This is a genomic window from Brachybacterium phenoliresistens (assembly GCF_039530785.1).
Lineage (GTDB): Bacteria > Actinomycetota > Actinomycetes > Actinomycetales > Dermabacteraceae > Brachybacterium > Brachybacterium phenoliresistens.
Map to the genome: position 1 here is coordinate 53,291 of NZ_BAAAOW010000006.1, position 26,347 is coordinate 79,637.

General features: G+C 75.1%; 26 protein-coding genes. 14 read left to right on the forward strand and 12 right to left on the reverse strand.

What is annotated here, in order from left to right:
* Both ABD234_RS13150 and ABD234_RS13155 read right to left on the reverse strand, forming a co-directional pair.
* Nucleotides 1-2,169, reverse strand: a complete 2,169-nt coding sequence (locus ABD234_RS13150; protein WP_344356990.1) for a RecQ family ATP-dependent DNA helicase — start codon at nt 2,167-2,169, stop codon at nt 1-3.
* Nucleotides 2,170-2,198: 29 nt separating this feature from the next.
* A complete protein-coding gene (locus ABD234_RS13155; protein ID WP_344356993.1) occupies nt 2,199-2,756 on the reverse strand; it encodes a hypothetical protein in 558 nt (185 codons plus the stop codon).
* Nucleotides 2,757-2,898: 142 nt separating this feature from the next.
* Between ABD234_RS13155 and ABD234_RS13160 the strand changes: the two genes are divergently transcribed.
* Nucleotides 2,899-3,876, forward strand: a complete 978-nt coding sequence (locus tag ABD234_RS13160) for a bile acid:sodium symporter family protein (protein ID WP_344356996.1) — start codon at nt 2,899-2,901, stop codon at nt 3,874-3,876.
* Between the two features lie 153 nt (nt 3,877-4,029).
* On the opposite strand, the gene ABD234_RS13165 is transcribed toward ABD234_RS13160, so the two are convergent.
* Nucleotides 4,030-4,509 (reverse strand): DUF2306 domain-containing protein, encoded by a 480-nt coding sequence (locus tag ABD234_RS13165; RefSeq protein ID WP_344356999.1) that lies wholly within the window; start codon nt 4,507-4,509, stop codon nt 4,030-4,032.
* A gap of 25 nt (nt 4,510-4,534) precedes the next feature.
* On the opposite strand from ABD234_RS13165, the gene ABD234_RS13170 reads away from it, so the two are divergent.
* The gene (locus ABD234_RS13170; protein WP_344357002.1) at nt 4,535-5,278 is read left to right on the forward strand and encodes a MerR family transcriptional regulator; all 744 of its coding nucleotides are present in this window, start codon (nt 4,535-4,537) and stop codon (nt 5,276-5,278) included.
* Here the strand turns inward: ABD234_RS13170 and ABD234_RS13175 are convergent.
* On the reverse strand, nt 5,220-5,954 hold the full coding sequence (locus ABD234_RS13175) for a hypothetical protein (RefSeq protein ID WP_344357006.1): 735 nt from the start codon (nt 5,952-5,954) through the stop codon (nt 5,220-5,222). The genes ABD234_RS13170 and ABD234_RS13175 overlap by 59 nt on opposite strands.
* A 46-nt stretch (nt 5,955-6,000) precedes the next feature.
* Here ABD234_RS13175 and ABD234_RS13180 point away from each other — a divergent pair, with 46 nt between their 5' ends.
* The 4 genes from ABD234_RS13180 to ABD234_RS13195 all read left to right on the forward strand — a co-directional run bounded on the left by ABD234_RS13180 (nt 6,001) and on the right by ABD234_RS13195 (nt 9,998).
* Complete coding sequence (locus tag ABD234_RS13180; RefSeq protein ID WP_344357009.1) at nt 6,001-6,504, forward strand: hypothetical protein; 504 nt, start codon at nt 6,001-6,003, stop codon at nt 6,502-6,504.
* A 98-nt stretch (nt 6,505-6,602) separates the two neighbouring features.
* Complete coding sequence (locus ABD234_RS13185; protein ID WP_038373377.1) at nt 6,603-7,037, forward strand: carboxymuconolactone decarboxylase family protein; 435 nt, start codon at nt 6,603-6,605, stop codon at nt 7,035-7,037.
* A 4-nt stretch (nt 7,038-7,041) separates the two neighbouring features.
* Nucleotides 7,042-7,971: a sigma-70 family RNA polymerase sigma factor gene (locus tag ABD234_RS13190; RefSeq protein ID WP_344357013.1), complete on the forward strand. Its 930-nt coding sequence runs from the start codon at nt 7,042-7,044 to the stop codon at nt 7,969-7,971.
* A 107-nt stretch (nt 7,972-8,078) separates the two neighbouring features.
* Entirely contained in the window at nt 8,079-9,998 is a 1,920-nt protein-coding gene (locus tag ABD234_RS13195; RefSeq protein ID WP_344357016.1) for an HNH endonuclease signature motif containing protein, read from the forward strand.
* Nucleotides 9,999-10,005: 7 nt separating this feature from the next.
* Here the strand turns inward: ABD234_RS13195 and ABD234_RS13200 are convergent, their stop codons facing one another.
* Nucleotides 10,006-10,797 (reverse strand): metallophosphoesterase family protein, encoded by a 792-nt coding sequence (locus ABD234_RS13200; protein ID WP_344357017.1) that lies wholly within the window; start codon nt 10,795-10,797, stop codon nt 10,006-10,008.
* 23 nt (nt 10,798-10,820) lie between these two features.
* Here ABD234_RS13200 and ABD234_RS13205 point away from each other — a divergent pair, with 23 nt between their 5' ends.
* Genes ABD234_RS13205 through ABD234_RS13220 form a run of 4 tightly spaced genes read left to right on the forward strand, consistent with a single transcriptional unit; the run spans nt 10,821 to nt 15,372 of the window.
* On the forward strand, nt 10,821-11,219 hold the full coding sequence (locus tag ABD234_RS13205) for a VOC family protein (RefSeq protein ID WP_038373380.1): 399 nt from the start codon (nt 10,821-10,823) through the stop codon (nt 11,217-11,219).
* 23 nt (nt 11,220-11,242) lie between these two features.
* Nucleotides 11,243-11,761: a GNAT family N-acetyltransferase gene (locus ABD234_RS13210; protein ID WP_038373381.1), complete on the forward strand. Its 519-nt coding sequence runs from the start codon at nt 11,243-11,245 to the stop codon at nt 11,759-11,761.
* Complete coding sequence (hrpB, locus tag ABD234_RS13215; RefSeq protein ID WP_344357021.1) at nt 11,758-14,223, forward strand: ATP-dependent helicase HrpB; 2,466 nt, start codon at nt 11,758-11,760, stop codon at nt 14,221-14,223. The genes ABD234_RS13210 and hrpB overlap by 4 nt, the downstream gene beginning before the upstream one ends.
* Before the next feature lie 9 nt (nt 14,224-14,232).
* Nucleotides 14,233-15,372, forward strand: a complete 1,140-nt coding sequence (locus tag ABD234_RS13220; protein ID WP_344357023.1) for a hypothetical protein — start codon at nt 14,233-14,235, stop codon at nt 15,370-15,372.
* Here the strand turns inward: ABD234_RS13220 and ABD234_RS13225 are convergent.
* From ABD234_RS13225 to ABD234_RS13255, 7 genes are all read right to left on the reverse strand, one after another.
* Nucleotides 15,369-16,019, reverse strand: a complete 651-nt coding sequence (locus tag ABD234_RS13225) for a GOLPH3/VPS74 family protein (protein ID WP_344357025.1) — start codon at nt 16,017-16,019, stop codon at nt 15,369-15,371. The genes ABD234_RS13220 and ABD234_RS13225 overlap by 4 nt on opposite strands.
* Before the next feature lie 89 nt (nt 16,020-16,108).
* Nucleotides 16,109-17,158: an ABC transporter ATP-binding protein gene (locus ABD234_RS13230; RefSeq protein ID WP_344357028.1), complete on the reverse strand. Its 1,050-nt coding sequence runs from the start codon at nt 17,156-17,158 to the stop codon at nt 16,109-16,111.
* Nucleotides 17,155-18,720, reverse strand: a complete 1,566-nt coding sequence (locus ABD234_RS13235) for an ABC transporter permease subunit (protein WP_344357031.1) — start codon at nt 18,718-18,720, stop codon at nt 17,155-17,157. The genes ABD234_RS13230 and ABD234_RS13235 overlap by 4 nt, the downstream gene beginning before the upstream one ends.
* Entirely contained in the window at nt 18,717-19,733 is a 1,017-nt protein-coding gene (locus ABD234_RS13240; RefSeq protein ID WP_344357034.1) for an ABC transporter substrate-binding protein, read from the reverse strand. The genes ABD234_RS13235 and ABD234_RS13240 overlap by 4 nt, the downstream gene beginning before the upstream one ends.
* Before the next feature lie 22 nt (nt 19,734-19,755).
* The gene (locus tag ABD234_RS13245; protein WP_038373390.1) at nt 19,756-21,144 is read right to left on the reverse strand and encodes an MFS transporter; all 1,389 of its coding nucleotides are present in this window, start codon (nt 21,142-21,144) and stop codon (nt 19,756-19,758) included.
* A gap of 39 nt (nt 21,145-21,183) precedes the next feature.
* Nucleotides 21,184-21,936, reverse strand: a complete 753-nt coding sequence (locus tag ABD234_RS13250; RefSeq protein WP_084148561.1) for a response regulator transcription factor — start codon at nt 21,934-21,936, stop codon at nt 21,184-21,186.
* 1 nt (nt 21,937) lies between these two features.
* A complete protein-coding gene (locus ABD234_RS13255) occupies nt 21,938-22,726 on the reverse strand; it encodes a sensor histidine kinase (RefSeq protein WP_344357042.1) in 789 nt (262 codons plus the stop codon).
* A 40-nt stretch (nt 22,727-22,766) separates the two neighbouring features.
* Here ABD234_RS13255 and rlmC point away from each other — a divergent pair, with 40 nt between their 5' ends.
* The 4 genes from rlmC (at nt 22,767) to ABD234_RS13275 (ending at nt 26,308) form a co-directional block, all read left to right on the forward strand.
* Complete coding sequence (gene rlmC, locus ABD234_RS13260; RefSeq protein WP_344357045.1) at nt 22,767-23,891, forward strand: 23S rRNA (uracil(747)-C(5))-methyltransferase RlmC; 1,125 nt, start codon at nt 22,767-22,769, stop codon at nt 23,889-23,891.
* A 4-nt stretch (nt 23,892-23,895) separates the two neighbouring features.
* Nucleotides 23,896-24,888: an asparaginase gene (locus ABD234_RS13265; RefSeq protein ID WP_344357047.1), complete on the forward strand. Its 993-nt coding sequence runs from the start codon at nt 23,896-23,898 to the stop codon at nt 24,886-24,888.
* Nucleotides 24,889-24,959: 71 nt separating this feature from the next.
* Nucleotides 24,960-25,859: a sulfurtransferase gene (locus ABD234_RS13270; protein WP_344357050.1), complete on the forward strand. Its 900-nt coding sequence runs from the start codon at nt 24,960-24,962 to the stop codon at nt 25,857-25,859.
* Nucleotides 25,856-26,308, forward strand: coding sequence for a SufE family protein (locus tag ABD234_RS13275; RefSeq protein ID WP_038373398.1), 453 nt, complete (start codon nt 25,856-25,858; stop codon nt 26,306-26,308). Before ABD234_RS13270 ends, ABD234_RS13275 begins: the two co-directional genes overlap by 4 nt.
* The last annotated feature ends 39 nt before the right edge of the window (nt 26,309-26,347 follow it).

A 26,347-nucleotide genomic window follows, 5' to 3' on the forward strand; every position in this document is an offset into this window, starting at 1 on the left:
TCAGCCCGCCTGGGCGATCGCCAGCGGCAGCACCGGCCCGGAGCCGGCGCGGCGCAGCAGCCGCGCCGCCACGGTCATCGTCCAGCGGGAGTCGATCACGTCGTCGACCAGGAGGATCGGGGCGCCGTCCAGCCGGGCGAGGGCCTCGGCCAGCTCCGGCCCGACCTCGAACCGGTCCCACAGCGCGGCGACCCGGAAGGCGCTGTTGCCCCCGGCGCGGGGCCGGCCCTCCGTCTCCCGCAGCGACAGCTGCGGCAGCAGCTCCATGCGGCCGATGCCGGCGATCCCCGCCGCGAGGGAGGACACCAGGCGCGGCCGCGAGACCGAGGCGATCGGCACCACGGCCGCGGGCCGCTGCTCCCAGTCCCAGTCCGCGAGGACTCTCACGACGCCCTCGCCGACGTCCCGCGGCACCTCGGTGTCGAGCGGCACGCCCTCGGCGTCGGCGGCGAGCAGCTCGCGCAGCCGCCCCGCCCAGCCGAGGTCGGACATGCGGGCCAGGACCCGGCCCTCCTCGGCGCGCTCTGCGGCGGGGATCTTCCCCGAGACGGGGCCGCCCGAGGGTCCGCGCACCTGGAGGCGGTCCAGACCGCTGGGCCACTGCAGGCGGGGGGCCACGTCCACCCCGATCCGGTCCAGCACGGTGCCGACCCGGGCGCGCTGGGCCTCGGTGACGGCGCCGGGCGCCGGGAACCAGGCCCCGGCGCACACGTCGCAGCGGCCGCAGGGGGTCGCGGCCCGGTCGTCGAGCTGCCGGGCGAGGAAGACCATCCGGCAGGTGCTCGCGGACTCGTAGGCGAGCATCTGGTCCTGCTCGTGGCGGCGGGCCTGGGCGATGCGGGCGTAGCGCTCGGCGTCGTACTCCCAGGGGCGCCCCGTCGCGCGCCAGCCTCCCGGGGCGGGCTCGACGGCGCCGTCGACGGCGAGGACCTTCATGAGCAGCTCGAGGGTGGTGCGGCGCAGGTCCACGCGCGCCTCGAGGGCGGCGGTGGACAGCGGGCGGTCCGAGGCGGCGAGCGCGGCCAGCACGGCCTCGGCACGCTCCTGCTGGGGCATGGAGGCGGTCGCGAAGTACTCCCAGATGCGCGGGTCCTCGGCCCCGGGCAGGAGGAGGACGTCGGCCCGGTCGGTGCCGCGGCCCGCACGGCCCACCTGCTGGTAGTAGGCGATCGGCGAGGAGGGCGCGCCGAGGTGGACGACGAAGGAGAGGTCGGGCTTGTCGAAGCCCATGCCCAGCGCGCTGGTGGCGGCGAGGGCCTTGACCCGGTTGTCCTTGAGATCCGCCTCCAGGGCGACGCGGGCGTCCGGGTCGGTGCGGCCGGTGTAGGCCTTCACCGCGCGGCCCGGGGCGTCCAGCAGGGCGGCGACGTCCTCCGCGGCGGAGACGGTGAGGGTGTAGATGATGCCGCTGCCGGGCAGCTCGTCCAGCACGGCGGCGAGATAGGCGAGGCGGTCGCGGTCCTGCGGCAGGGACAGCACGCCCAGGCGCAGGGAGTCGCGGGTGAGCGGGCCGCGCACCGTGAGCACGTCGGCGTGCGAGCCGTCGCGGCGCCGGCCGATCTGCTCGACGACGTCCTGGACCACGCGCTCGTTGGCGGTCGCCGTGGTCGCGAGCACCGGCACGGAGTCCTCGAGCTCGGCCACCAGGTCGCGGATGCGCCGGTAGTCCGGGCGGAAGTCGTGGCCCCAGTCGGAGATGCAGTGGGCCTCGTCGATCACCAGCAGGCCCAGGCGCTCGATCAGCCGCGGCAGCTGCTGCTCCCGGAAGCGGGGGTTGACCAGGCGCTCCGGGGAGACGAGGAGCACGTCGACGGCATCGGCCGCGAGGTCCTCCTCGATCTGCTGCCACTGCGTGGGGTTCGCCGAGGAGATCGCGACCGCCCGCACTCCCGCGCGCTGCGCCGCGGCGACCTGGTCGCGCATCAGGGCGATCAGCGGGGAGACGATCAGCGCCGGACCGCGCCCGCGGCGGCGCTGCAGCAGGGCGGAGAGGAAGTAGACGGCGGACTTCCCCCAGCCGGTGCGCTGGACGACGAGGGCGCGGCGGCGGTCCGCCACCAGGGCGGAAATCGCCTCGAACTGGCCGTCGTGGAAGCGGGCGTCCTCCCGGCCGGTGAGGTCGCGCAGGGCGGCGAGGGCCTCCTCGTGCAGGGCGTCGGGTGTGCTCATGCCCCGAGTCTGGCAGAGGCCGCCGACGCTCAGCGCAGCAGGGCCCTCCGCCGGGGAGAACCCGGGGCTGGGGAGGAGGAGCGCAGCGCGTCCAGCGTCAGGATGGCGCACAGGACGAGGAACGCCAGCAGCGCGGCGCCGCTGACCCCGTAGAGGAGGTCGGTCAGCACCGTGTGGAACTCCGCGCCGGAGGATCCGTAGGTGTCGGCCAGCGCCATGCCGGGGCCGAAGGAGGCCATCGCCAGGGCCGGGGCGCCCAGCACCAGCAGCCCCAGGTGCGTGAGGGCGACCGACAGCCAGGTCATGCGCCGATGCACGAAGGTCACGCTCATCACGGCGACCGCCGCCAGGCCGCCGACGGTCAGCATCACGATCGCCGGGAGGGTCATCATCGGCGCCTCCCCGGCGGCCGCGAGGTCGCCGTGGATCTGCGCCAGGGAGCGGCCGGGGACGCCCTCGAGCGGGCCGAGCACGAAGATCTCCAGCAGGGAGGTCACCGCATAGGCGAGGATCACCAGCGTCCCCGCGATCGCCGTGATGCGGGCGGCCCGCTGCTGCTCGTCCCGATGACCCTGCGCTGCGCTCATGTCCCGCACTCTTCCGCTCCCGGCCGATGCCGACAAGGGACTTTCGTCCCCCTGCACACCATCGCCACAGGTCGCACCCATCTCCCGTCCAGAATCCGTCTCACCAGCCGAGCACCGCGTCTCACCGGCGTACCCTCGGCGCATGTCCACAGCATCTCCCTCCCCCGAGGACCGCAGCGCGCGGGTGGCCGTGACGGTCTTCCCCCTGCTGGTCCTGGCCGGCGCCGGCCTCGGCTTCGCCCTGCCCGGTCCCGCCGTCTCCGTGCTGCCCTACGTCAACACCCTGCTCGCGGTGATCATGTTCGGCATGGGCCTGACCCTGACCCTCCCGGACTTCGCCCTCGTGGCCCGCCGGCCGCTGCCCGTCCTGCTGGGCGTCATCGCCCAGTACGTGATCATGCCGCTGGTGGGCCTGGGCGTGAGCGTCCTGCTGCAGCTGCCGCCGGAGCTGGCCGCCGGCGTGATCCTCGTCGGCTGCGCCCCCGGCGGCACGGCCTCCAACGTCATCGCCTACCTCGCGAAGGCGGACACCGCGCTCTCGGTCACCATGACCTCGATCTCCACGCTCCTCGCGCCGCTGCTGACCCCGGTGCTGACGCTGTGGCTGGCCGGCCAGTACATGCCGGTCGACGGGGCGGCGATGGCGCTGTCGATCGTGAAGATCGTGCTGGTGCCGGTGATCCTGGGCCTCGTGGTGCGCCTGCTGCTGGGGCGCTTCGTCGACCGGATCCTGCCGGCGCTGCCGTGGATCTCCGTGGCCGCGATCGCCGTGGTCGTCTTCGCGGTGGTGGGCAACAGCGCCGCGCTGATCGCCTCGGCGGGGCTGCTGGTCCTGCTGGCCGTGATCCTGCACAACGGGCTCGGGTTCCTGCTGGGCTACGGGATCGCCCGGGCCCTGAAGCAGCCGATCCGCTCCGCGCGCACCGTCTCCATCGAGGTGGGCATGCAGAACTCCGGGCTCGCGGCGGGGCTGGCCGCCCAGTACTTCTCCCCCGCGGCGGCGCTGCCCGGCGCGGTGTTCTCCATCTGGCACAACCTCTCCGGGGCGCTGCTGGCCGCGATCTACCGCCGCACCGACGCGGGCCGGGCTCCCAGCGCGCTGGCAGACTCCGCCCAGTGAAAATCCCGCCGGATGGGGTTATCTGGTCTCAACGCGTTCCCGAGAGGAACCCGGCCGACTGAGGAGGACGCCGGGAACCGCTGACCGGGACGCGGGGGAAAGGGATGGCCCCGGCTCGTGGGGACGAGCCGGGGCACTTTTCTGTCCGCTCCCTCAGCCGGCGAGGGCCGCCTCCGCGGGCGGGGCGCCGCGCCGGATCACCAGCGCGCTGCCCACCGCGACCAGGACGATCACCCCCGCGAGGGTCACCAGGGCGATGACGGGATCCTCCCGCAGCAGCTGCGGGATCGCGCGGCCCGGCGCGAGCGTCGCGAAGGCGAAGGCGATCGCGGTGCCGAGGTAGGACCCCACCATGAACCCGCGGTGCGTGGGCACGACGCCGCGCCGGATCGCGACGATCGCGATCACGAGGCACACGAGGGTCCAGATCGCCAGCCCGTGCAGCCACGAGAAGCCGTCGGGGGCGATGAGGAAGCTCGTGGTGCAGGTCAGCACCATGGCCGTCGCCCATGCGGTGCCCAGCACGCGGTGCGCGCGGTCGCGGCGACGGCGCAGGATCTGCAGCGGACCCAGCACGATGACGAACAGCGCGCAGGTCGCGTGCACGGCGATGACCGGGATGAAGGCGTCCATGGCCTTTAAGATAGTCGCGCTATCCATGACGCGCCATGAGGATAGTGCGCGGTCCTCGCACTATCCCGGAGAGGACACGATGCTGCTCCAGGAGCTCTCGCGCACCAGCGGCGTCAGCGTCGCGAGCATCAAGTACTACCGCCGGGAGGGGCTGCTCCCTCCCGGGGAGCGCCTGACCGCGACCCGCTTCGACTACGGGCCGCGCCATCGCGACCGCCTGGACCTGATCCAGGTGCTGCGCGAGGCCGCCGGCAGCTCCATCGCCGAGATCCGCGCCCTGTGCGCGGTGCTGGACGACCCCGACCGCCCGATCATCGCCGCGCTCGAGATCGCCCAGGCGCTCGCCCTGCGGGTCCCCGCGCAGTCCCTGCGCGACGAGGTCCCGCAGGACGAGGACCCGCGCATCGCCCCGCTGCTGGCCGAGCTCGGCTGGCCCGACGTCCCGACCGTCCCGCGGACGGCGCTCGATGCGCTGCTGCGCGAGATGCGGTCGATGGAGATCCCCGTCTCCCCCGAGTCCCTGCTGCGCTATGCCCGGCCGATGGCCCGCATCGCGGCGGAGGACCTCGAGGACATCCGCCGCCCGGGCGGCGCACCGCAGGAGGAGGCTCCCTCCCCCGACGTCATCGTGATGCGCGCCGTCGTCGGCTCCCTCGCCTTCGCCCGGCTGCTGGTGGTGCTGCGCGCCCTCGGGCACGCCTCCCTCACCCTCAGCGACGCAGGTCTATCCCGAACACACGACGGATCTGCGCCACCGCGTGACGGGTGAAGCGCACATCGGAGGGCGTGCTGGCCATGGGCACGAACAGCCCCGGATGATCCGGATGGCTGACCCGGCCGTGGGTCGAGCCGGAGGCGATCACGAAGCCCGCCTCCTCCATCCGCGCCAGCAGCTCCCGGCGGGTGGTGGGATGGCGGGTCCCCAGGCCTCGCCGCGCGGAGGGCCCGGAGGTCGGCAGCGCCGTCTCCGGGGTGCGCTCGAACTCCTCCGGCCGCACCGACAGTGCGTACCGGGTGGCGAACACGCCGATCACCGCATTGTCCAGACGGCGCACCTGCACCGTCAGCCCATCGCGCTGGAAGTGGTCGCTGACCCCGCCGTCGGCGGTCCAGGCGTCCTGCGGATCGGCGACCGCGTGGACGATCTCCTCGTGGGTGACATTCTCGGCGCCGACCACCCGCAGGATCTCCTCGCGCACCCTCAGCGGCCGATCGGCGTAGCCGGGCTGCGGCGGCGCCGCCGGGCGGGGCAGCTCGACGGTCCGGGCCCGACGCTTCGGCGCCGGTGCCGGTGCCGGCACGGGCTCCTGCTCCGGCTCCGGCTCCGGCGGCGGGCTCGTGCGGCCCGTCGCGCTCCAGTCCACCGGCCGCACCGCCCGGGCAGGGTCCGTCCGCCCGCGCAGAACGCGCGGGGTGGGGCGGGGCGGGGGCGTCGGGGCGGGCACCCGTCCATGGTGCCGCATCGGCCGCCCCCTCCGGTACGGTGACCCCGTGCACAGCAAGACCGCCCTGGCAGGAACCGCCCTGGCCCTGATCCTCCTCGCCGCCTGCAGCGGCCCGCAGCAGGACCCCGTCCCGACCGCCGCCGAGGCCCCTCCCGCGGTCTCGGACGCCGGGGGCGCATCGGACGCCGGCGGTGCATCTGCATCGGACAGCGGCGGCGCGACCCCCGAATCCGCCGCGCACCGCTACGCGGTCACCCCGCCCGCACAGCCCGTCGAGCTCACGGACGACTGCACGGGAGAGGGCATGCATCGCACGGCTCTGGGCGAGAGCGCAGACCCGGCCCTGCCCGAGCGCTCGGGGACGGGCCTGGACGTCGTCCTGTCGGGCGTGGATGCGCAGGGGCGGGCCGAGCTGACCGCCGCCGTCGACGGCGGGGACCCTGCGCCGATCGAGCCCGCCGCGGTCGGCGACACGATCATGATCGAGGACTGGACGATCTCGGTCACCAGCATCTGCGCGGACGAGGTCGAGTTCGACCTGGTGAACTGACAGCGGGATCCGCCGGCCCGGCTGTCACAGGCGGGCGGGCTGTCTCGTCGGAGGGGGCGAGGGCCGCACCGGGCGGCCCCTTCGCAGGAAGGTCCCTCATGTCCCGCATCGACATGGCCACCGTCGCCCCGGACGGGTTCCGCGCCGTCCTGGGCCTGGAGAAGCACTGCCGCCAGGCGCTCCCCCAGGAGCTGTACGAGATCGTGAAGCTGCGCGCCTCGATCGTCAACGGCTGCTCGTACTGCACCGACATGCACTCCCGCGACGCCATCGCCGCCGGCATCCCGGTGGCGAAGCTGTTCGGCGTCGCCGCCTGGCACGAGTCCCCGCACTTCGACGCGGCGCAGCGGGCGGCGCTGCGCCTGACCGATTCCGTGACCCGGCTCGGCGAGGACGGCGTCCCCGACGAGGTCTGGGACGAGGCGGCCGCGCACTACGATGCGTCCATGCTCGGCGAGCTGGTGCTCGCCATCGCCACCATCAACGTGTGGAACCGCTTCGCGATCTCCACCCGCAAGGAGCCGGAGGCCTGAGACGGTGCACGAGCCGGGAGCCGAGGACTGGCCGGAGATCTGGGCGCGGGAGCAGCGCGGGCTGCTGGCCCTCGCCTACCGGATCCTCGGCTCCTGGGCCGATGCCGAGGACGCCGTCGCGGAGGCCGCCGCCCGGGTCGCCTCCCTCTCCGCGCCGCAGCGCGCCGCGGTGCGCTCCTGGCCCGCCTACTTCACCCAGGTGGTGACCCGCCGGGCGATCGACGTGCTGCGCTCCGCCGCCCACCGCCGCGAGACCTACCCCGGGCCGTGGCTGCCGGAGCCGATCGCCGCGGAGGACCTGCCCGAGGACGCCGCCGCCCGCCGCGACATCGCCTCGATCGGGATGCTGCACCTCATGGAGCAGCTGCGCCCCGAGGACCGCGCCGCCTACGTGCTGCGCCACGCGCTGGACCTGCCGTATCCGCAGATCGCGGAGGTCCTCGGCACCAGTCCCGCGAACGCCCGGCAGATGGTCTCCCGCGCCGGCCGACGGCTGGACGTGGGCCGGCCCCCACGCACGGACCGCGCCCGGGTGGGCGTTGCCCTGACGGCGCTGGTCGACGCGGTCGCGCACGGCGACGTCGAGCGGACGATCTCCCTGCTCAGCGATGACGTCACGCTGTGGGCCGATGGGGGCGGCGTCGTCCAGGCGGCCCGGAACCCGCTGTTCGGGCCCGAGCGCGTGGCGCGGTTCCTGGTGGGCATCGCGGAGGCGAGCCGGGCGGAGGGCCGGGAGATGACGGCGGAGCCGGCGGTGGTCAACGGCGAGAGCGCCGTGATCGTGACCCTGCGCGGGCGCCGCAAGCTGCTGCACGTCGAGGTGGGCGACGGCGGGATCCGCGCGGTGCGGATGATCGCGAACCCGGAGAAGCTGGGGCGGATCCTGCGCCCCGAGCACAGGGCACCGACAATCGACGCGAACGATCCACAATAATCACGACCAGGGCCCGCCGGTCCTCCCCACGACGCACATATCCACATTTTCCGGCCGATGCCCGGAAAGCCTTCCCTCGGGCATGCCGGACGCGTAGAATAGGGGGCATGGGATACGCCGGAGCAGGACCAGGAAACGGGGACGGAGAAACCATCTCCCCGTCATTTCCTGCCGCCGGCATCGACCCCGGGAATATCGCGGTGATCATCCAGGACGACGACCCGCCGTCCCCCGCGGACTACGACCGGATGGACGAGCAGCTCCTGCGCGAGAGCACCTGGACCCCGGACGGCTGGATCGCCCCGGGCGAGGAGGCCGCCCTCGAGGAGGCCGCCCTCGAGCAGGTCGCCCGCATCGACCGGGCCGTCACCGACCTCCTCCACCTCCCCCGCGGCCTGGCCCTCCTCGCCGACCTCGCCGAGGACCTCCGCTCCGCCCTCACCGCCCCCGGCACCACCACTGCCCCGCCCCCGGCCACGGGGCCGGCGCCGGTCGCGCCCGCCCTCGCCGACACCGCACCGGACAGCCCCGAGGAGTCCCTGGCCCTGGTCGCCGCCCTCGCCCGGACCCGCACCCGCCTCCGCGCCCGCGAGGACGAGATCCTCGTCGAGACCAGCGGGCGGATCCGGGAGGACAACGCCGCCCTCGGCAAGCAGGGCCGCCACCTCGAGGACGGGATCATCCCCTCCATCGCCTTCGCCCAGCGCACCAGCACCCACAAGACCTCCCGCACCCTGGCCCGGGCCCGCCGCATCGCCGAATCCATGCCCCACCTCCGCCGCGCCCAGCAGACCGCACGGCTGAGCGAGGAGGTCGTCTCCGCGATCGCCGGGGCGCTGCACGCCGAGACCCCCGCCCGCTGCCGCGACATCGACGAGGCCCTCCACACCCGCTACCAGGACCTCGACGGCCTGGGAACCCGCGCGATCACCGCCCTCGTCCGCGACCTCCTCCAGCAGCGCTCCCCCCGCGAGGAATCCGTGGCCCGCGCGAAGAACGCCGCCGCCCGCCGCCACGTCACCACCCGCGCGACCGCCGACGGGATGGGCGTCCTCCACGCCCACCTGCCCGCCCTGGCCATCGCCCAGATCGAGGCGACGATCCAGGCCACCGCCGAGACCGCCCGCGCCCACGGCAGCCAGCTCGGCATCAGCGCCCTGCGCGCCGACGCCCTCCTCGAAGCCGTCAACCGCCTCCACGACCAGACCGTCCACCAGGACACAGTCCCCTCGCAGGGCGAGACCTTCCCCGAGACCGACACCCCGCTGCCCCTCGCCGAGCTCACGCACACCACCGGCCCGGCCGCCGGCCCGATCGACATCGACGCGATCCGCAACATCGACCGGGCCGTCACCGACGCGGGCGCGTTCGGCCTGCTCGGCACCGCCCGCGGCCCGGACCTCACCGAGCCCCCGACGCTGCAGCGCCCCGCCCGCCGAGCCCACGGTCCCACCCTCCGCGTGAACGTCATCATCACCGACCGGGCCCTGCTGGGACGCGACGACGACACCGAACCCGCCCAGCTCTCCGGATACGGGACCGTGCCCGCCCACGCGATCCGCGCCCACCTGAGCGGCCAGCCCTACGACAACGGCCCCGAGAACAGCCGCATGACCACCCGGCAGCGCGAGGCCGCCGCCGCGCATGCCGTCGCCTGCGCCGAACTGCGCCGTATCTGGGAACACCCCGCCAGCACCGAGATCATGGCCATCGAGAAGACATCCCGCGCATTCCGCGCCACCCTCCGCGATCTGATCATCACCCGCGACCACATCAGCCGCGAACCCTATTCCAACGCCACCACCCGCGAGATCGACCATATCGACCGCCACAGCGACGGCGGAAGAACAGCCCTCGACAACGGACAAGGCCTCGACACCCGCGCCAACCACGCCAAAGAAGAAGGCCGCTGGACCACCATCCGCCACGGCGACCCCACCACCCCCACCGGCACCACCGTGGAATGGACCAACCCCTACCAGGTCCGGGCCCCCTCGCCCACCCCGCCGACCCACCGCAGGCCCTGACGGCGGTTCAGCGCGCGGTCGCGGCCGTCCCCTCGACGCTCAGCCCCAGCTCCGCATGACGGCCCCGGTAGATCGCGGTGCGCAGCTCGATGGCATAGGCATCGGCCGCGGCCATCCCCAGCTCCCGGGCCACCGCGATCTCCGCCTCGACGTCGTACGGCACCCGCACGAAGGACAGGGAGAACGGCGCAGGGTCCGCCCCGCCCAGCTCGCCCTCGAGGATCGCGTAGGCGGCGGTCGGCTCGTCCAGCGGATTGCCGACGCTCCCGGCGTTGAACAGCGTGAGCCCGTCCTCGACCTCGACATACGTGTCGTGGATGTCGCCGTAGCCGACCACGCTCGGCACCGGGCCGTCCCCCGTGAACGGCGTCGCCCGGAACATGTCCCGGAACTGCTCGGGGCTGTGGTGGTAGTGCACGCGGGTGAACTCGTCCGTCGAGGAGGCATGGAACAGACGCACCCGTCGCCCGCTGATCAGCAGGTCGTGGTGCCCGGGCAGCGCCCCCAGCCAGGCACGGTCCTGCGCGGTGAGCTCGTCGTGCCACCAGCGGACATCCTCCGGCAGCTGATCCCGGGGCCCGTCGAGGAAGGCATCCCAGTTGCCGCGCACCGTCACCTGGCAGCGCTGCCGCGTCAGGGCCACGGCCTCGGAGCCGCGCGGCCCCTTGCCCGCCACGTCGCCGAGGTTCAGCACCGTGGAGATGCCCCGGCGCGCGATGTCCTCCAGCACCGCGCGATAGGCGGTGAGGTTGCCGTGGACATCGGACAGGACGGCGACAGAATCCAGCTGCGGGCTCATGACCGGCACTCTACGGTGGGTCCATGACGAGCTTCGTGTCCCACACGACCATCGACTGCCGCAGCGCCTACGAGCTCTCCGAGTTCTGGCGGGGCGTGCTCGGCTACGAAGACATCCCCGAGGACCCGAACCTCCCCGGGCACGAGGAGTGCATGATCCGCGACCCGCAGACGCACCACCAGCTGCTCTTCATCGAGGTGCCCGAGCCCAAGACCATCAAGAACCGCCTCCACCTGGACCTGCGCCCCCGCACGGGCACCCGGGATCAGGAGCTGGCCCGGCTGCTCGAGCTCGGCGCCACCGAGGTCGCGGACCTGCGCGGGAAGCACGGGCCCGGCACCGGCTGGGTCGTGCTGGCCGATCCCGAGGGCAACGAGTTCTGCATCCTCCGCTCGGAGGCCGAGGCGGCCGGGCAGGCCTGAGCACCGCGGGATACCGTGGTCCGATGCTCCGCGCACGCCGACTCGATGCCCGATCCCCGCATGACGAGGACGCGCTCCAGCAGCTGCTCGACTCCTCCCCCGGGTACAGCATCCGCGTGACCGGCGCCGCGCCGACCCCTCGGGCCGCCCACGAGATCCTCACGGCGCGACCGCCCGAGCTCGAGGCCGGCCGCAAGGTCGGGATCGGCCTGGAGGACGGGGCCGACGGCACGCTCCTCGCCGTCGCGGACGTCCTGCACGGCTGGCCGCGCCCGGACGTCGCGCACATCGGCCTGCTCATCGTCCGCGACGAGGCACGGGGCCGCGGCATCGGCCGGCGCATGCACGAGGAGATCCTCGAGCTGGCCCGGAGCTGGGGCGACGTGCGCACCCTGCGGATCGGCATCGTCGCCGCGAACGCTGCCGCGGCCGGACCCTTCTGGGAGCGCCTCGGATACGCGCCCACCGGGGAGACCGCCGCCTACGCCTCGGGCCCGGTCGTGAGCACCACCGCGATCCACCAGCGGCCCCTGGACCGATGAGCGCCCATCGCTTCGACCTCGCCCGGATCGGCGAGGGGCTGCCCGTCGCCGGGGCCGTGCCGGAGCTGACCGACGCCGCAGCGGAGGGGGCCGTCGTCGTCCTCGCCCCGCCCGGCACCGGCAAGACCACCGTGGTGCCGCCGCTGGTCGCGAACCTCGTGGCCGGTCGCACCCTGGTCACCCAGCCCCGCCGCGTCGCCGTGCGCGCGGCGGCGCGCCGCGTCGCCTCCCTGGACGGCAGCGAGCTGGGCGGTCCCGTCGGGTTCACCGTCCGCGGGCAGCGCGCGGTGGGCCGGGAGACCCGCCTGGAGATGCTCACCCCGGGAGTGCTGCTGCGGCGGCTGCTGGCCGATGCCACGCTCGACGGCGTCGACGCGGTGGTCCTCGACGAGATCCACGAGCGCTCCCTGGACTCCGACCTGCTGCTGGGCATGCTCGCCGAGGTCCGCCAGCTGCGCGAGGACCTGCTGGTCGTGGCGATGTCCGCGACGCTCGACGCGGACGCCGTGGCCGGCCTGCTGCAGGCCCGCACGGTCGCCGTCCCCTCCGTGCTGCATCCGCTGGAGGTGGAGCATCGCCCCGGTCCGGCCCGGCTGGACGCCCGCGGGGTGACCCGCGGCTTCCTCGACCACCTGGCCGATGTCACCGCCGAGGCCCATGCGCGCCATGGGGCCGATGCCCTGGTGTTCGTGCCCGGCGCCCGCGAGGTCGACGAGCTGGCCCGCCGGCTGCGCGCACGGACCCCCGGCACGGAGGTCCTCCCCCTGCACGGGCGCCTGCCCGCGGCCCAGCAGGACCGGGCCACCGCGGGCCGCGGCCCCGGCGACGGGCCCCGCATCGTCGTGACCACCGCCCTGGCCGAGAGCTCCCTGACGGTCCCCGGCGTGCGCCTGGTCGTCGACGCCGGCCTGTCCCGGGAGGTGCGCCGCGACCGCGGCCGGGACATGGCGGGCCTGGTGACGGTGAGCGCCTCCCGGGAGAGCATCGTCCAGCGGGCCGGCCGCGCCGCCCGCCAGGGCCCCGGCACGGCGGTGCGCGCCTTCTCCCCGACGGACGAGGCGCGCATGCCCGCCCGCTCCCTGCCGGAGATCGCCACCGCCGACCTCACCGATGCCGCGCTGCTGCTGTCCGCCTGGGGCACCCCGGGCGGCCGGGGCCTCGCCCTCTGGGACGCTCCGCCGCCGGAGGCGATCGCGCAGGCCATGACCGCCCTCCGAGAGATGGCGCTGACCGGCGACGATGACCGGCCGACGGCCCTGGGCCGGCGCGTGGCGACGATGCCGGTGGGCGTGCGGGAGGCGCGGGCCCTGCTCGAGGGCGCCCGCGCGCTCGGCGATCCGCGCGCGGCCGCGGAGGTCGTCGCCGCCGTGAGCGACGACCATCGGGCCGAGGGCGCGGACCTGGAGGGGCTCCTGCGCGACCTGCGCGCCGGCCGCGCCCCCGGCACGCAGCGGTGGCGGCGCGAGACGGACCGCCTGACCCGCATCGCCGGGGAGCGCAGCACCGCCGATGCCGCCGGCGGCGGCGCGGGGACCGTGCTCGCCCTGGCCCGCCCCGAGCGCCTCGCGCGCCGCGTCGCCGAGGGATCGCGCAGCTACCTGCTGGCCTCCGGAACCCGCGCCGCCCTGCCCGAGGGCAGCACGCTGATCGGCCGCCCCTGGATCGCCGTGTGGGAGGTGCAGCGGGCCGAGGGCCGCGCGGCCGACGGCACCGGCGCGGTGATCCGCCTGGCCGCGCCGGTCACCGCGGAGGAGGCCGAGCACCTCGCCGGCGGGCTCCTGCAGCGGCGCCGGAGCGTCCGCATCGACGCGCAGGGGCGGGTGGTCGCGCGGGAGGAGAGCAGCCTCGGCGCCATCGTGCTCGCCTCCACGCCGGTGCCGGCGACGGCCGCCGATCGGGCCCCGGCGATCGCCGCGAAGCTCCGCGAGGACGGACTGGACGTGCTGACCTGGTCCGATGCCGCCCGCTCGCTGCGGGCCCGGCTCGCGCTGCTGCACCGCGAGCTCGGCGACCCGTGGCCCGCCGTCGACGAGGCGACGCTGCTCGCGCGCCTGGACGACTGGCTGGGCCCGGACCTCGCCGCCCGCCCCCGGCTCGAGGCGGTCGACGTCACCACGGCCCTGCGGCGCCTGCTGCCCTGGCCGGAGGCGGCCCGCCTGGACGCCCTGGTCCCCGAGCGCCTCGCCCTGCCCGGAGGGCGCTCGGCCCGCATCGACTACGCCGACGGACGCCCCGTCGTCGCCGTGAAGCTGCAGGACCTGATGGGAGCACACGTGGCCCCGCGGGTGGTCGACGGCCGCGTGCCGGTGCTGTTCCACCTGCTCTCCCCCGCTCGGCGCCCCCTGGCGGTGACCGACGACCTCGCCTCCTTCTGGGCCGGCCCGTACCAGCAGGTCCGCAAGGAGATGCGGGGGCGCTACCCCAAGCACGCCTGGCCCGAGGACCCGCACGCGCCCCGATAGGATCCCGGGGTGCTGCGACTGCTCCGGATGATCGGCCTCGGGTTCCTCCTCGCCGCGGGGGTGACCGCCCTCGTCGGCCCGCCCGGAGCGGGATGGTGGGGCGTGCCCATCGGCCTCATCCTCGTGATCCTCACCAGCGTCCTCCTGTCGATCGCCCGGACGACGGGCGGCCTCGCGGCGGCACCGCCGGAGCTCGTCCAGGCGGCCCTGGCCGCCGGGCGCACCGGCACCGCACGCATCGACGCCCTGCGGCAGACGGGCACCCGGATCAACGACCAGCCGGTGTGCGTGCTCGAGCTGACCGTCCAGCCGCGCCACGGCGCGGCCTTCCGCACCCGGCTGCAGGACATCGTCCCGCTCACCGACATGCCCGCCCACCAGCCCGGGATCCGGCGTCCGGTGGCGCTGCTGCTCGAGGGCGAGCCGGACCTGCAGTTCGTCGACGGCCAGGTGCCCCCGGCGGCGGTCCAGGACGTCCCGCCCGCCTCCGAGGCGATCCCCCTGCGCCTGCCGCAGCCCGGCCCCCTGCGGGCCGACGGCACCCGCATGAGGCCCCTGATCAGCACCTCCCGGCGCGGCCGGCCGCTGCGTGCGCTCGCCTTCACGCTGGTCATGCTCCTCACCGCCGGGCTCCTGCTGCTCCCGCAGCGCGCCGCCGTCGAGCAGACCCTCGCCGCCCTGCCGGAGGGCCGTCTCCACCTGGATCTGCGCAGCCCCGACGGGATCGACGCGGCGCTGCGCGCCGTGCAGGAGGGCGCCGGGCACGACCGCGTGATGGACGTGGTGATCATGGAGGACCTGATCGTCGTCGACGCGCCGGTCGCGGCCGGAGAGGTGAACACGGACGAGTGGACCTACCGCCGCGGGCACCTCGAGCGCACCGGCCCCACCCTCATCCAGCCCGACGTCGCGCAGGAGCAGTTCGCGGCGGGCGACGTCGCCTGGGAGACGCTGTGGCCCGCCGCCCGACAGGCGGCCGCCGAGCAGGGGCTCGAGGATCCCGGCGACGTCAGCTTCTCCGTCTCCCGCGACCTCGCCGAGGACGGCGAGTGGACCGGCCCGGTGCTCGTGCGCTTCTCCGTGGGCGACGAGTACACCGAGACCTTCTACGTCATGGAGGCCGACGGCACCGGCCTGCGCGCCGCCTAGGAGCCGGCGATCACCATCGGCACGATCATCGTGGCGACCAGCGCCGCCTGCATCGCGTCGTAGGAGCGCCGCACCGCGTCCAGGGTGGGGACGCCCTGGCTGATCTCGTCGATCCGGTCGCGCAGCTGGCGCCGGGTCACGCCCGGCAGATGGTCCCGCAGCAGACGATGCGCCACGTCCAGCGCCCGCAGCACGCCGAGCACCGCCGCGTCCCCCGCCGTCGGCTCCACCTCGCCGCCCACCGCGGCCGCCAGGTGCGCGCGCAGCGCCTCCTCCTGGTGCCCGTCGACCGGCACGACGCGCACGCCGAACAGGCCGCGGCGCTCCTCGAGCACCCCCTCGGCCACGAGCTGCTCCGCCAGCAGGTCCGTCGGGTCCAGCCGCCGATGGCCCACGAGCGCGCTCAGCCGCTTCCCCTCCAGCTCGCCGAGCCCGGCCAGCACATGGTCCAGCGCAGGGTCCCCGACCGGCGAGGCATCGACCACGCGCACGCGCGGGTCCTTCCCGTCCTCGAGCTCGACCCGGCGCAGCAGGACGAGGTCCGTGACCGCGCCCGCGGCCAGGGGCTCGCGCCGCCCCACCGAGAGCTCCGATCTGCCGGCATCGGAGGTCAGCAGCAGGAACAGGGCCCGGGCGATGGTGGTCATGGCACCATCGTCCCCATCGGCGCCGCGCCGCCGCGACCGACGATGGTCGAATCCGGCCCGGGACGATCCTCCGTGCCGGTCACGGCGGCTCAGTCCCGGACGACGGCCCACGCGGCGTCCGCCACGAGCTCGACCCCGACCGGGGTCCCGACCTCGAGGGGCTCCTCCCGGGGCCCGAGCGTGCGCCGGACGACGAGGGTCCCCGCGGCGGTCTCGACGTCGTAGTCCATGTGATCCCCGCCGAAGCTCCCGCCGAGGATCCTGCCCGAGGAGGGATCGAGCTCGTCCGCCGGCGCATCGGGCCCGGCGACGACCCGGAGCGCCCGGGCGTGCGCGAGCACGAGCGCCTCCTCCCGGCCGTCGGCGAGGCGCGGATCCGCCGGGACCCACAGCTCCCGTCCGAGAGGGCGCACGAGAATCCTCCCCGGGGCGGTGCCCAGCACGGGGCAGGGCAGCAGGTTGGGCACGCCGATGCGCTGGGCGACCCAGGCGTCGCGGGGTCGCCGGTAGACCTCTCGCGGTGCCCCGATCTGCACGAACCGCCCCTCGCGCAGCACCGCGAGGCGGTCCGCCACGGCGAGCGCCTCCGCCCAGTCATGGGTGACGTACAGGGTCGCCGTGCCCATCCTGCGGTGGGTGCGGAGAATCTCGCGGCGCAGCGACACCCGGGCCGCCGGGTCGACGTGGGCCAGCGGCTCGTCCACGAGCAGCACCTCGGGACGGCTGACCAGGGCCCGGGCGAGGGCCACGCGCTGGCGCTGCCCGGCCGAGAGCTCCTGCGGGCGCCGCCGGGCGAGATGATGCAGGTCCAGGGCGGTCAGCGCCGTCTCCAGCTGATCCCGGGCCAGGGTCCCGCGGGCGGCCGGGAGCGCCAGGGCGACGTTCTCGGCGACGTCGAGCTGGGCGAACAGCGCCGGCACCTCGAACATCATCGTGACCCCGCGGCGGTGCACGGGCACAGCGGTCATGTCCCGCCCGTGCAGGAGCACCCGACCCTGCGGCAGCGGATCGAGCCCGGCGATCTCCCGCAGCAGCGTGGTCTTCCCGGCGCCGGAGGGGCCGATCACGGCGAGCAGCTCCCCGGGGGCGACCCGCAGGTCGCCGCAGGGGGCGCCGAGGATCTCGAGGGCGGGGGTCACCGGAGCCTCCCGGCCGCGGCGGCGCCCCCGGCCAGGGCGGCGATCGTGATCGCGACCAGCAGCGTGAGGACGAAGACGGGCGCGAGCGCGGCACGGTCCAGCAGGTCCAGCGCGAGGGCGGGGACCATCGGCGCATCGGGCGCGGCGACCAGGGCGACCGGGGTCACCGAGACCATCATGCGCACGAGGATCGCGGCGCCGACGACGGCGACCAGGGGCGCCGCCTGGGGCAGGACCAGCCGCAGCAGCCGGCGGCGCCGGCCCACCCCGAGCACCTCGGCCGTCTCGGCCTCGCCGCGCGGGATCTGGGCACGCCCGGCCCGGGCGGCGACGTGCACCAGAGGAGCGGTCGAGGCGGCGAGGACCAGCACGATCGCGATCGAGCCGGAGCCGAGCGAGGCCCCGCCCACCAGCGGGGGCAGGGTCCCCACCGGGGTCGGCGTGCCCAGGCGGTAGGCGAGGGAGACGGCGAGGCCGAGGGTCGTGCCCGGGAGCACGAGCAGCATCAGCTGCAGCCCGTCCAGCAGCGCGGCCCGCCGCGGTGCGCCGCGGGCGGCGAGCCCCGCCGTCACGAGACCGGCCGGGACGGCGACCAGCAGGGCCAGCAGGGCGTGCTGCAGGGTCGATCCGAGCGCTGCGACGGCGCCGTGGCCCAGCAGCTCCCCGGGAGCGAGGGACGAGCGCACCGCCGCGGCCGTCAGGAGCGCCGCGATCACCGCGAGGACGAGGACGGTGACCGCCCGGGCCGTGCGCAGGATCGGCGAGGGCGGGAGCGCCAGCGCCGGGCCCGCCCCGTGACCGCGCCACGGCTCGGCGAGCGGGCTGCCCGTGCGCGCCAGCAGGAGCAGCAGGGGCAGCACCGGCAGGGCGAGCAGGACGGCGACCAGGGCCGCGGTGCCCTCGTCGCCCCAGGCCATCACCTCGAGATAGGCCGTGTGGGCGAGGGTGGGGACGCGGCCGCGCAGGACGGCGGGGACGGAGGGATCCGCGAGCGCGGTCACGAGCATCACCACGGCGACCGCCGCGACGGGCCGCAGCAGCGGCGGCAGCAGCACCAGGCGCAGCACCCGTCCCGTGCCGCCGCCGTGGACCAGCACCGCGTCGACCAGTCGCGGGTCCACGCCGCGCCAGGCGAGGCGCGCCGCGGCATACGGATACGGCAGCAGCGTGGTCGTGAGCGCCAGCAGCATCCCGGGCGCGCCCGGCAGCGGCGGCAGCAGATCATGCAGCAGCCCGCTGCGCCCGCCGACGGCGAGGACCGCGGCCGCCGCCGTGTACGGCGGGATCAGCAGCAGCGACAGCAGTGCCGCATCCAGCAGCCGCCTCGTCCGCGGCGGCAGGCAGCGGGCCGTGAGCGCGCTGCCCAGCCCGCCGAGCAGGGCAAGCAGCGTGGCGCCGCCGGAGAGGGCCAGGGAGATCGCGGCGGTCCGGCCCAGGCCCGGCGGGAGCCCGGCGTGCAGCGCGACCAGCGCCTCGGCGAGGATGCGCAGCAGCGGCCAGCCCACGGCGAGCACGGCGGAGGCGAGCAGGGCGAGGGCGAGGGCGCCGCGGGCCGCCCTCACGCCGGGACCTCGGCCGCGAACCAGTTCAGCAGGGCGTCGCGGCGGCCGGCCCGCTCCTCCAGCGGGGAGGTCAGCACGGGGACGCCCAGCTGCCCGCGCACCTCGTCGAAGGACCCGGGCAGGCCCGGCTGCGTGGGGACCTGGTGGATGCCGGAGGCCGCCCCGGAGCGCTGCCCCTCCTCGGAGACCGCGCGGTCGACATAGCGGCGCGCCGCCGCGGGATGCGGGGCATCGGCGAGCACGGCCACCGCGCCGACCTCGTAGCCGGTCCCGTCCCGCGGGAGGATCGTGGTGACCGGCGCGCCGGCGGCGGCGGCCGCATCGCAGTAGGGCGCGAAGCTGATCCCGACCGCCGCCTCCCCCTCGGCGACGACCTGGACGGGTGCCGTGCCGGACCGGGTGAACTGCGGGATCTGCGGGTACAGCTGCGCGAGGTACCCCAGCCCCTCCTCCTCGCCGAGGCGGTCCCGCTGCACGAGCATCGTCGTGTACGCGGTCCCGGAGGTGCGGGGAGAGGAGGCGCTGACCCACCCGGCGAGCGCCGGGTCCAGCAGGTCGTCCCAGCTGCGGGGCACCTCGGCGCCGACCTCGTCGAGGCGACCGGCGTCCACGCACAGGCCCAGGAAGGACACGTACACGCCGGTCCATCGGCCCCGGGGGTCGCGCACCTGCGCGGGGATCCCCTCGGTCCGCGGGGGCAGGTAGGGGGCGAGCAGCCCTTCCTGCGCCGCGGCGACGTACATCTCGGAGCCGCCGCCGTGCCAGACGTCGTACTCGGGCAGCCCCTCGCCGCGGCGGATCCTCTCGAGGGCCTCCGAGGTGGGCAGACGGTCCATGGTCACGGCGATGCCGGTCTCCTGCGCGAAGTCCTCCGCCCAGGCGCTGCAGATGGCGGCGTCGTTCGAGCACAGCACGGTCACGGACGCCGATGCCGCGGGGGCCGCACAGCCCGCGGTCGCGAGCAGCACGGCCCCCAGCGCCGCGAGGGCGGCGCATCGGCGGAGGATCCTCATGACCCTGCACGATAGCGGCGCGTCAGGAGTGCGCCCGCCGCATGAGCTTCTTCTCCTCGCGGCCGATGACCGCCATGATCGCGACGACGCCGAGGGCGCAGGCGGTCAGCACCGCGAAGGCGACGTCCCAGCCGAGGTAGCGGACCATGAGGCCGACGCCGGAGGATGCGAGGGTCGCGCCCAGCAGGTAGCCGAACAGTCCCGTGAACCCCGCCGCGGTCCCGGCGACCTCGCGCGGGGAGAGGTCGATCGCCTGCAGGCCGATGAGCATGACCGGCCCGTAGATGAGACCGCCGATCACGGCGACCAGCACGATCGAGACCCAGATCGGGGCGCTCAGCGGCAGCAGCCAGTAGGCCATCAGCGCCACGGCGACCAGCGCCATGAACAGCATCCCGGTGCCGGAGCGGTAGCCGCGGAAGATCCGGTCGGAGATCCAGCCGCAGGCGAGGGTGCCGAGGATGCCGGCGAGCTCGAAGGTGACGAAGCCGGTGATCCCGTCGCCGATCTCGGCGCCGCGGACGTCGGCGAGGTACACCGTGACCCAGTTCAGCACGCCGTAGCGCAGGGCGTAGACGAAGACGTTGGCGACCGCGAGCAGCACGATCACGCGGTTGGTCAGGACGTGCGTGCGCACGAAGCGCCACATGGACGGCTTCTCGTCGCCGTCCGCCTGGATCGACACCTTCGCCGGATCGTCGCGGTACTCCTCGATGGGCGGCAGGCCCTCGGACTCGGGGGTGTCGCGCATCAGCCAGAAGGCGACGGCGGCCACGCCCAGGGCGATCACGGACGGGAACCAGAACGCGGCGCGCCAGTCGTCCGCCGTCCAGCTCAGGGCCGCCGCGGCGGCGACGCCGAGGCCGGCGGCGCCGACGTTGTGGGCGGTGTTCCACAGGGAGGTCTTCCAGCCGCGCTCGTTCGTGGAGAACCAGTGCACCAGGGTGCGACCGGACGCCGGCCAGCCCATCCCCTGGAACCAGCCGTTGACGAACATGACCGTCGCGAAGACGGCGATCGAGCCGGAGACCCACGGGACGGTCGCGACGAACAGGTTCACCAGCGCGCTGAGGGCCAGGCCCAGCGGCAGGAAGTAGCGGGCGTTGGAGCGGTCCGAGACCGTGGCCATGAAGAACTTGGAGAGCCCGTAGGCGAACAGGACGGCGTTGGCGATCAGGCCGATGCCGAGCTCGTCGATGCCCGTGTCCTCCATGAGCAGGGGCGCGACCAGGGAGACGTTGTTGCGGATCAGGTAGAACCCGGCGTAGCCGATGAAGATCCCCATGAACACGCCGAAGCGGCGGCGGGGGTAGACCCGGCGGACCTCCTCGTCGCTGAGGCGGGGGGCAGGGGGCGGGGCGGCGAGGAACCCGCGGCGCGTCGTCGCAGCCGGCTTCGTCGGGGCGGACATCGTTCTCCTTCATCGTCGGGGAGGGACGATGCCACCCTGTCAACGGCCCGGTGACCGCGGGGTGTCGGACGGTGACGTTCGGTGACGATGCTCGGCGGACAGGACCCGCAGCCGGTACCCCTGGCCGCGGACCGCCTCGATGAGGTCCTCGGGCGCGCCCTGGGAGCGCATCTGCTGGCGCAGCCGGTACACCATCGACTTGACCATGTCGCGCCCGCCCTCGGCGCTCGCGGTCCCCCACACGTCGCGCAGCAGGGAGCGCAGCGGCACGGGCCGCCCGGCCTCCTGGGCGAGTCGGGCCAGCAGCCGCAGCTCGGTCTCCGGCAGCTGGATCGGGGCCCCGTCCCAGCTGGCGCTCCCCGCGTCCCGGTCCACGCGCAGCGCCCCGCAGCGCAGCGCCCCGCGGCCGCCGGGGACGGCGGCGGTGCGCCGCAGCACGGCCGTGACGCGCAGGGCCAGCTCCCGGGGGCTGAAGGGCTTGGTGAGGTAGTCGTCGGCCCCGGCGCTGAGCCCGGCCACGCGGTCGTCGACCTCGCCGAGCGCCGTCAGCAGGATGACCGGCAGCTCGGAGGCGTCGCGCAGGCTGCGGCACAGCTCGATGCCGCTCTCCCCCGGCATCATCACGTCGAGCACCACGAGGTCGACGTCGCCGCCGGCGAGCACCGCGCGCGCCGCGGCGGCGTCCCGGGCGATCACGGTCCGCAGGCCCTGCGTCTCCAGGGCGAAGGAGATGATCGCGGTCATCTGCTCCTCGTCGTCGACGACGAGGATGCGCGGGCTCGGCTCCGCCATCTCAGCCCTCCTCCCCGCCCGGCGCGGGCCAGGGCAGCACCACCATGATGCGGGTCCCGCGGCGGCTCAGGGTGTCCACGACGATGCGGCCCCCGTGGGCGTCGACGATCCGCGTGATGACGTCCATGCCGATCCCGGTCCCCTCGGGGTGGCCGCTGCCGCCGGGGGCGAACAGGGCGTCGCGGGCCTGCTCGTCCATGCCGGCGCCGTCGTCGGCGACCTCGATGACCGCTCCCTCGACGGTCTCGTCCACGCGCACGGACACGCGCGCCTCCGGGCCGGCATGGCGGATCGCGTTGCCCAAGAGGTTCCACAGGACCTGCCGGATCATCCCCGCATCGACCTCGAGGACGAGCGGCCCGCCGCGGCTGTCGAGCTCCACCGGGCGGCGGCGGATGCGTCGCAGCTCGAGCACGGTCTCGCGCGCGAGGGCACGCACGTCGACCGCCGTGCAGTCCAGGGCCGGGGTGCCGGCGTCCCACCGGGCCTCGAGCAGGAACCCCTCCGCCATCCCGATCACGAGCGTCGTGTTGTCCACGATCGTCGCGACGAAGGAGCGCTGGCGGCGGTTGAGCGGTCCGGGGCTCTCCTCGGCGAGCAGCTCGCCGGCGCCGCGGACGAGGGCCAGCGGGGTGCGGATCTCATGGGAGAGCATCCGCACGACGGCGCGGTCGGCCGCGACGGCCGGAGGCGGCGCGGCCGCCGCCGGACGGCGCGCACGGCCCAGCAGCAGCCCTGCCGCCGCCCCGATGAGGAGTCCCAGCAGCCCAGCCCCGAGCACCGCGTCCATGCCCCGGACCCTACCGTCCCGGCGCCCGTAGACTTCCCCGGTGCGCTGCCACCACTTCGACGCGGGCACCTGCCGCTCCTGCACCCTGCTGGGCATGCCGCGGGCGCGTCAGGTGGCGACCTCGCGCGAGCGCATCGAGGCGCTGCTGGCGCCGTTCCTCGCCCCGGGGACGGTGTGGGACGCGCCGATCCTCAGCGCCGACGCCGGCTTCCGGGCGAAGGCGAAGATGGTCGTCACCGGCACCGCGCAGGACCCGGTCCTCGGCATCGCCACCGGCGTCGACCTGGTGGACTGCCCGCTGTACCCGCCGAGCGTCGAGGAGCTCCTCGAGCAGGTCCGGCGGCTGATCCGCCGGGCCCAGGTCCCGCCGTACGACGTGGCCCGCCGGCGCGGGGAGCTCAAGCACGTGCTGGTGACCGTCTCCCCGGACGGCGAGCTGATGCTGCGCCTGGTGCTGCGCAGCCCCGGCCCGCTCGGACGGATCCGCGAGCACCTGCCGGCCCTGCTCGCGGCCGCCCCGCGGCTGCGGGTGGTCAGCGCGAACATCCACCCCGAGCACAAGGCCGTCCTGGAGGGCGCCGAGGAGGTGCACCTGGCCGGGGACGACGCCCTGGCGATGCCCACCGGCGACGTCACCCTGCGGGTGCGCCCGCAGTCCTTCCTGCAGACCAACACCGAGGTCGCCGGCGCCCTGTACCGCCAGGTCGCGGACTGGGTCGACGAGATCGCCCCGGCGACGCTGTGGGACCTGTACTGCGGGATCGGCGGCTTCGCCCTCCACTGCGCCCGGTCGAGCGAGGTCACCGGGGTGGAGCTGTCGGCCCAGGCCATCGAGGCGGCCCGCGAGGCGGCCGCGGCCGCCGGCCTCGCTGCGACCTTCCATGCGGCCGATGCGACCGCCTGGGCGATCTCCGAGGCGCGGCGCATCGGGCCGCCCGATGCGGTGATCGTGAACCCTCCGCGCCGCGGCATCGGCCCCGACCTCGCCGGGTTCCTCGAGACCTCCGGCGTGCGCGACGTGATCTACTCCAGCTGCAACCCCGCCACCCTGGCCCGCGACCTCGCCGCCATGCCCGCGCTGCGCATCGTCGCCGGGCGCCTGGTGGACATGTTCCCGCACACGGAGCACGAGGAGGTCGTGGTCCGTCTGCGCCGGATACAGTGAACGGATGAGCCCGCTGCGCGTGGCCGTCCTGTCCCTGGGCGGCACCATCTTCATGTCCCAGGACCCGGCCGGATCCGGCGCCGCGCCGGGCACCGACGGGCACGCCGCCGTCACCGGCATCGTCGTCGACGGGGTGGCGGTCGACCACCACGAGGTCGCGAACATCGGCTCCCCGTCGATCCGGCCCGCCCACCTGCGCGAGGCCCTGGATCTCGCCCGGGCGGCGGTCGACGCCGGTGCCACGGGCGTCGTCCTCAGCCACGGCACGGACACCCTGGAGGAGTCGGCCTTCCTGCTGGAGCGCTACTGGGACCGCCCCCAGCCCCTGGTGCTCACCGGGGCGATGCGGGCCGCGAACGCCCCGGGGGCCGACGGCCCCGCCAACCTGCGCGACGCCGTGCGGGCGGCCGTCGCCCCCGCCGCCCGGGCGCTGGGCGTGCTGGTGGTCATGGATGCCCAGGCCCATGGCGCCGACCGCGTCTCCAAGCTGTCCTCCCGCTCCATCGGCGCCTTCGGCTCGGAGCCGTCCGGGCCGCTGGCCGTGGTCGCCGAACGGGACCTCCACCTGCTGCATCGGCCGCTGGGCCGGGCCGCCCTCATCGGCGGGGACCTGCCGCGGGAGCTGCCGGCCGTGCCCGTGCTGGCGCTGGGCATCGGGGACGACGCCGCGCTGCTGGACGCCGTCCCCGCCGGCGCGCTCGCGGGCCTCGTGCTGGTGGGCTCGGGCATGGGCCATGTGCCCGCCTCGGCCATGGACCGGGTGCGGGCGCTGGTCGCCGCCGGCACCGCCGTGGTGGTCGCGACGCGGACCCCGCGCGGCGGCACCTCGGACCGCCACTACTCCTACCCCGGCAGCGAGGTGGACCTCCTCGCCGCGGGCGCGACCATGGCCGGTCTGCTGCCGGCGCACAAGGCGCGGCTGCTGCTGCAGGCGCTGCTGGCCGACGGCGCCGGGGCCGCGCGGATCCGTGCGGCCTTCGCCGACTTCGCCGTGTGAACACCCCGACAGCCACGGCGCCGCGAGCAGTGACACACTGGGAGCATCGGCCTTCGACCCAAGGAGCACCTATGAGCGTCCCCCTCGATCCCGCACCGTCCCTGCAGCAGTACGCGCATCCGGAGAAGCTCGTCACCACCGCCTGGCTGGCCGAGAACCTGGGCACCGAGGGCCTCGTGGTCGTCGAGTCCGACGAGGACGTGCTGCTGTACGAGACGGGCCACATCCCCGGCGCCGTGAAGATCGACTGGCACCTCGACCTCAACGACCCCGTCACCCGCGACTACGTCGACGGGGAGGGCTTCGCCGCGCTCATGGGCCGCAGCGGCATCTCCCGGGACACGACCATCGTCGTCTACGGCGACAAGTCGAACTGGTGGGCCGCCTACGCCCTGTGGGTGTTCGAGCTGTTCGGCCACCCCGACGTGCGCCTGCTCGACGGCGGCCGCGCTGCCTGGCAGGCCGAGGGCCGGCCGATGACGAAGGACGCCCCGGAGCCCGCCGCCGCCGACTACCCGGTGGTCCCCCGCGAGGACGCCCCGATCCGCGCCTACCGCGAGCAGGTCCTCGACTTCCTCGGCGGGCAGCTGGTCGACGTGCGCTCCCCGCAGGAGTACACCGGCGAGCGCACCCACATGCCCGACTACCCGCAGGAGGGCACCGTGCGCGGCGGGCACATCCCCACCGCGCATTCCGTGCCGTGGGCCCGCGCCGCCGCCGAGGACGGCCGCTTCAAGGGCCGCGAGGAGCTCGAGGCGATCTACCTCGCCGAGCAGGGCTTCGACGCCTCCGCCCCGGTGATCGCCTACTGCCGCATCGGCGAGCGCTCGAGCCACACCTGGTTCGTGCTGCGCTACCTGCTGGGGTTCGAGGACGTGCGCAACTACGACGGCTCCTGGACCGAGTGGGGCAACGCCGTGCGCCTGCCGATCGCCGTCGGCGAGGAGCCCGGCGAGGCCCCGGCCCGATGAGCGCTCCCGCCCCGCTGCCCGCGGCCTTCGCGGAGATCGTCGACGACTTCCAGGCGCTCGGCGGCCGCGACCGGCTGCAGCTGCTGCTGGAGTTCTCCGAGGGACTGCCGGCGCTGCCCGAGCGGTACGCCGAGCACCCCGAGCTGCTCGAGCCCGTGCCGGAGTGCCAGTCGCCGATCTTCCTGGTCACCGAGGTGGAGGGCACCGGCCGGGAGGCCACCGCCCACCTGTTCTTCTCCGCCCCGCCGGAGGCGCCGACCACCCGGGGCTTCGCCGGGATCCTCGCCGAGGGCCTCGAGGGCCTCACCGTGGGCGAGGTGCTCGACGTCCCCGCCGACGTCACCGAGCAGCTGGGCCTCGCCGAGGTCGTCAGCCCCCTGCGCCTGCGGGGCATGGCCGGCATGCTGGGCCGCATCAAGCGCCAGCTCGCCGAGCGCGCCGGGGCCTGAGCCCGCCGTCCGACCTCCCCCTCCCCCGGCGGCGAGTGC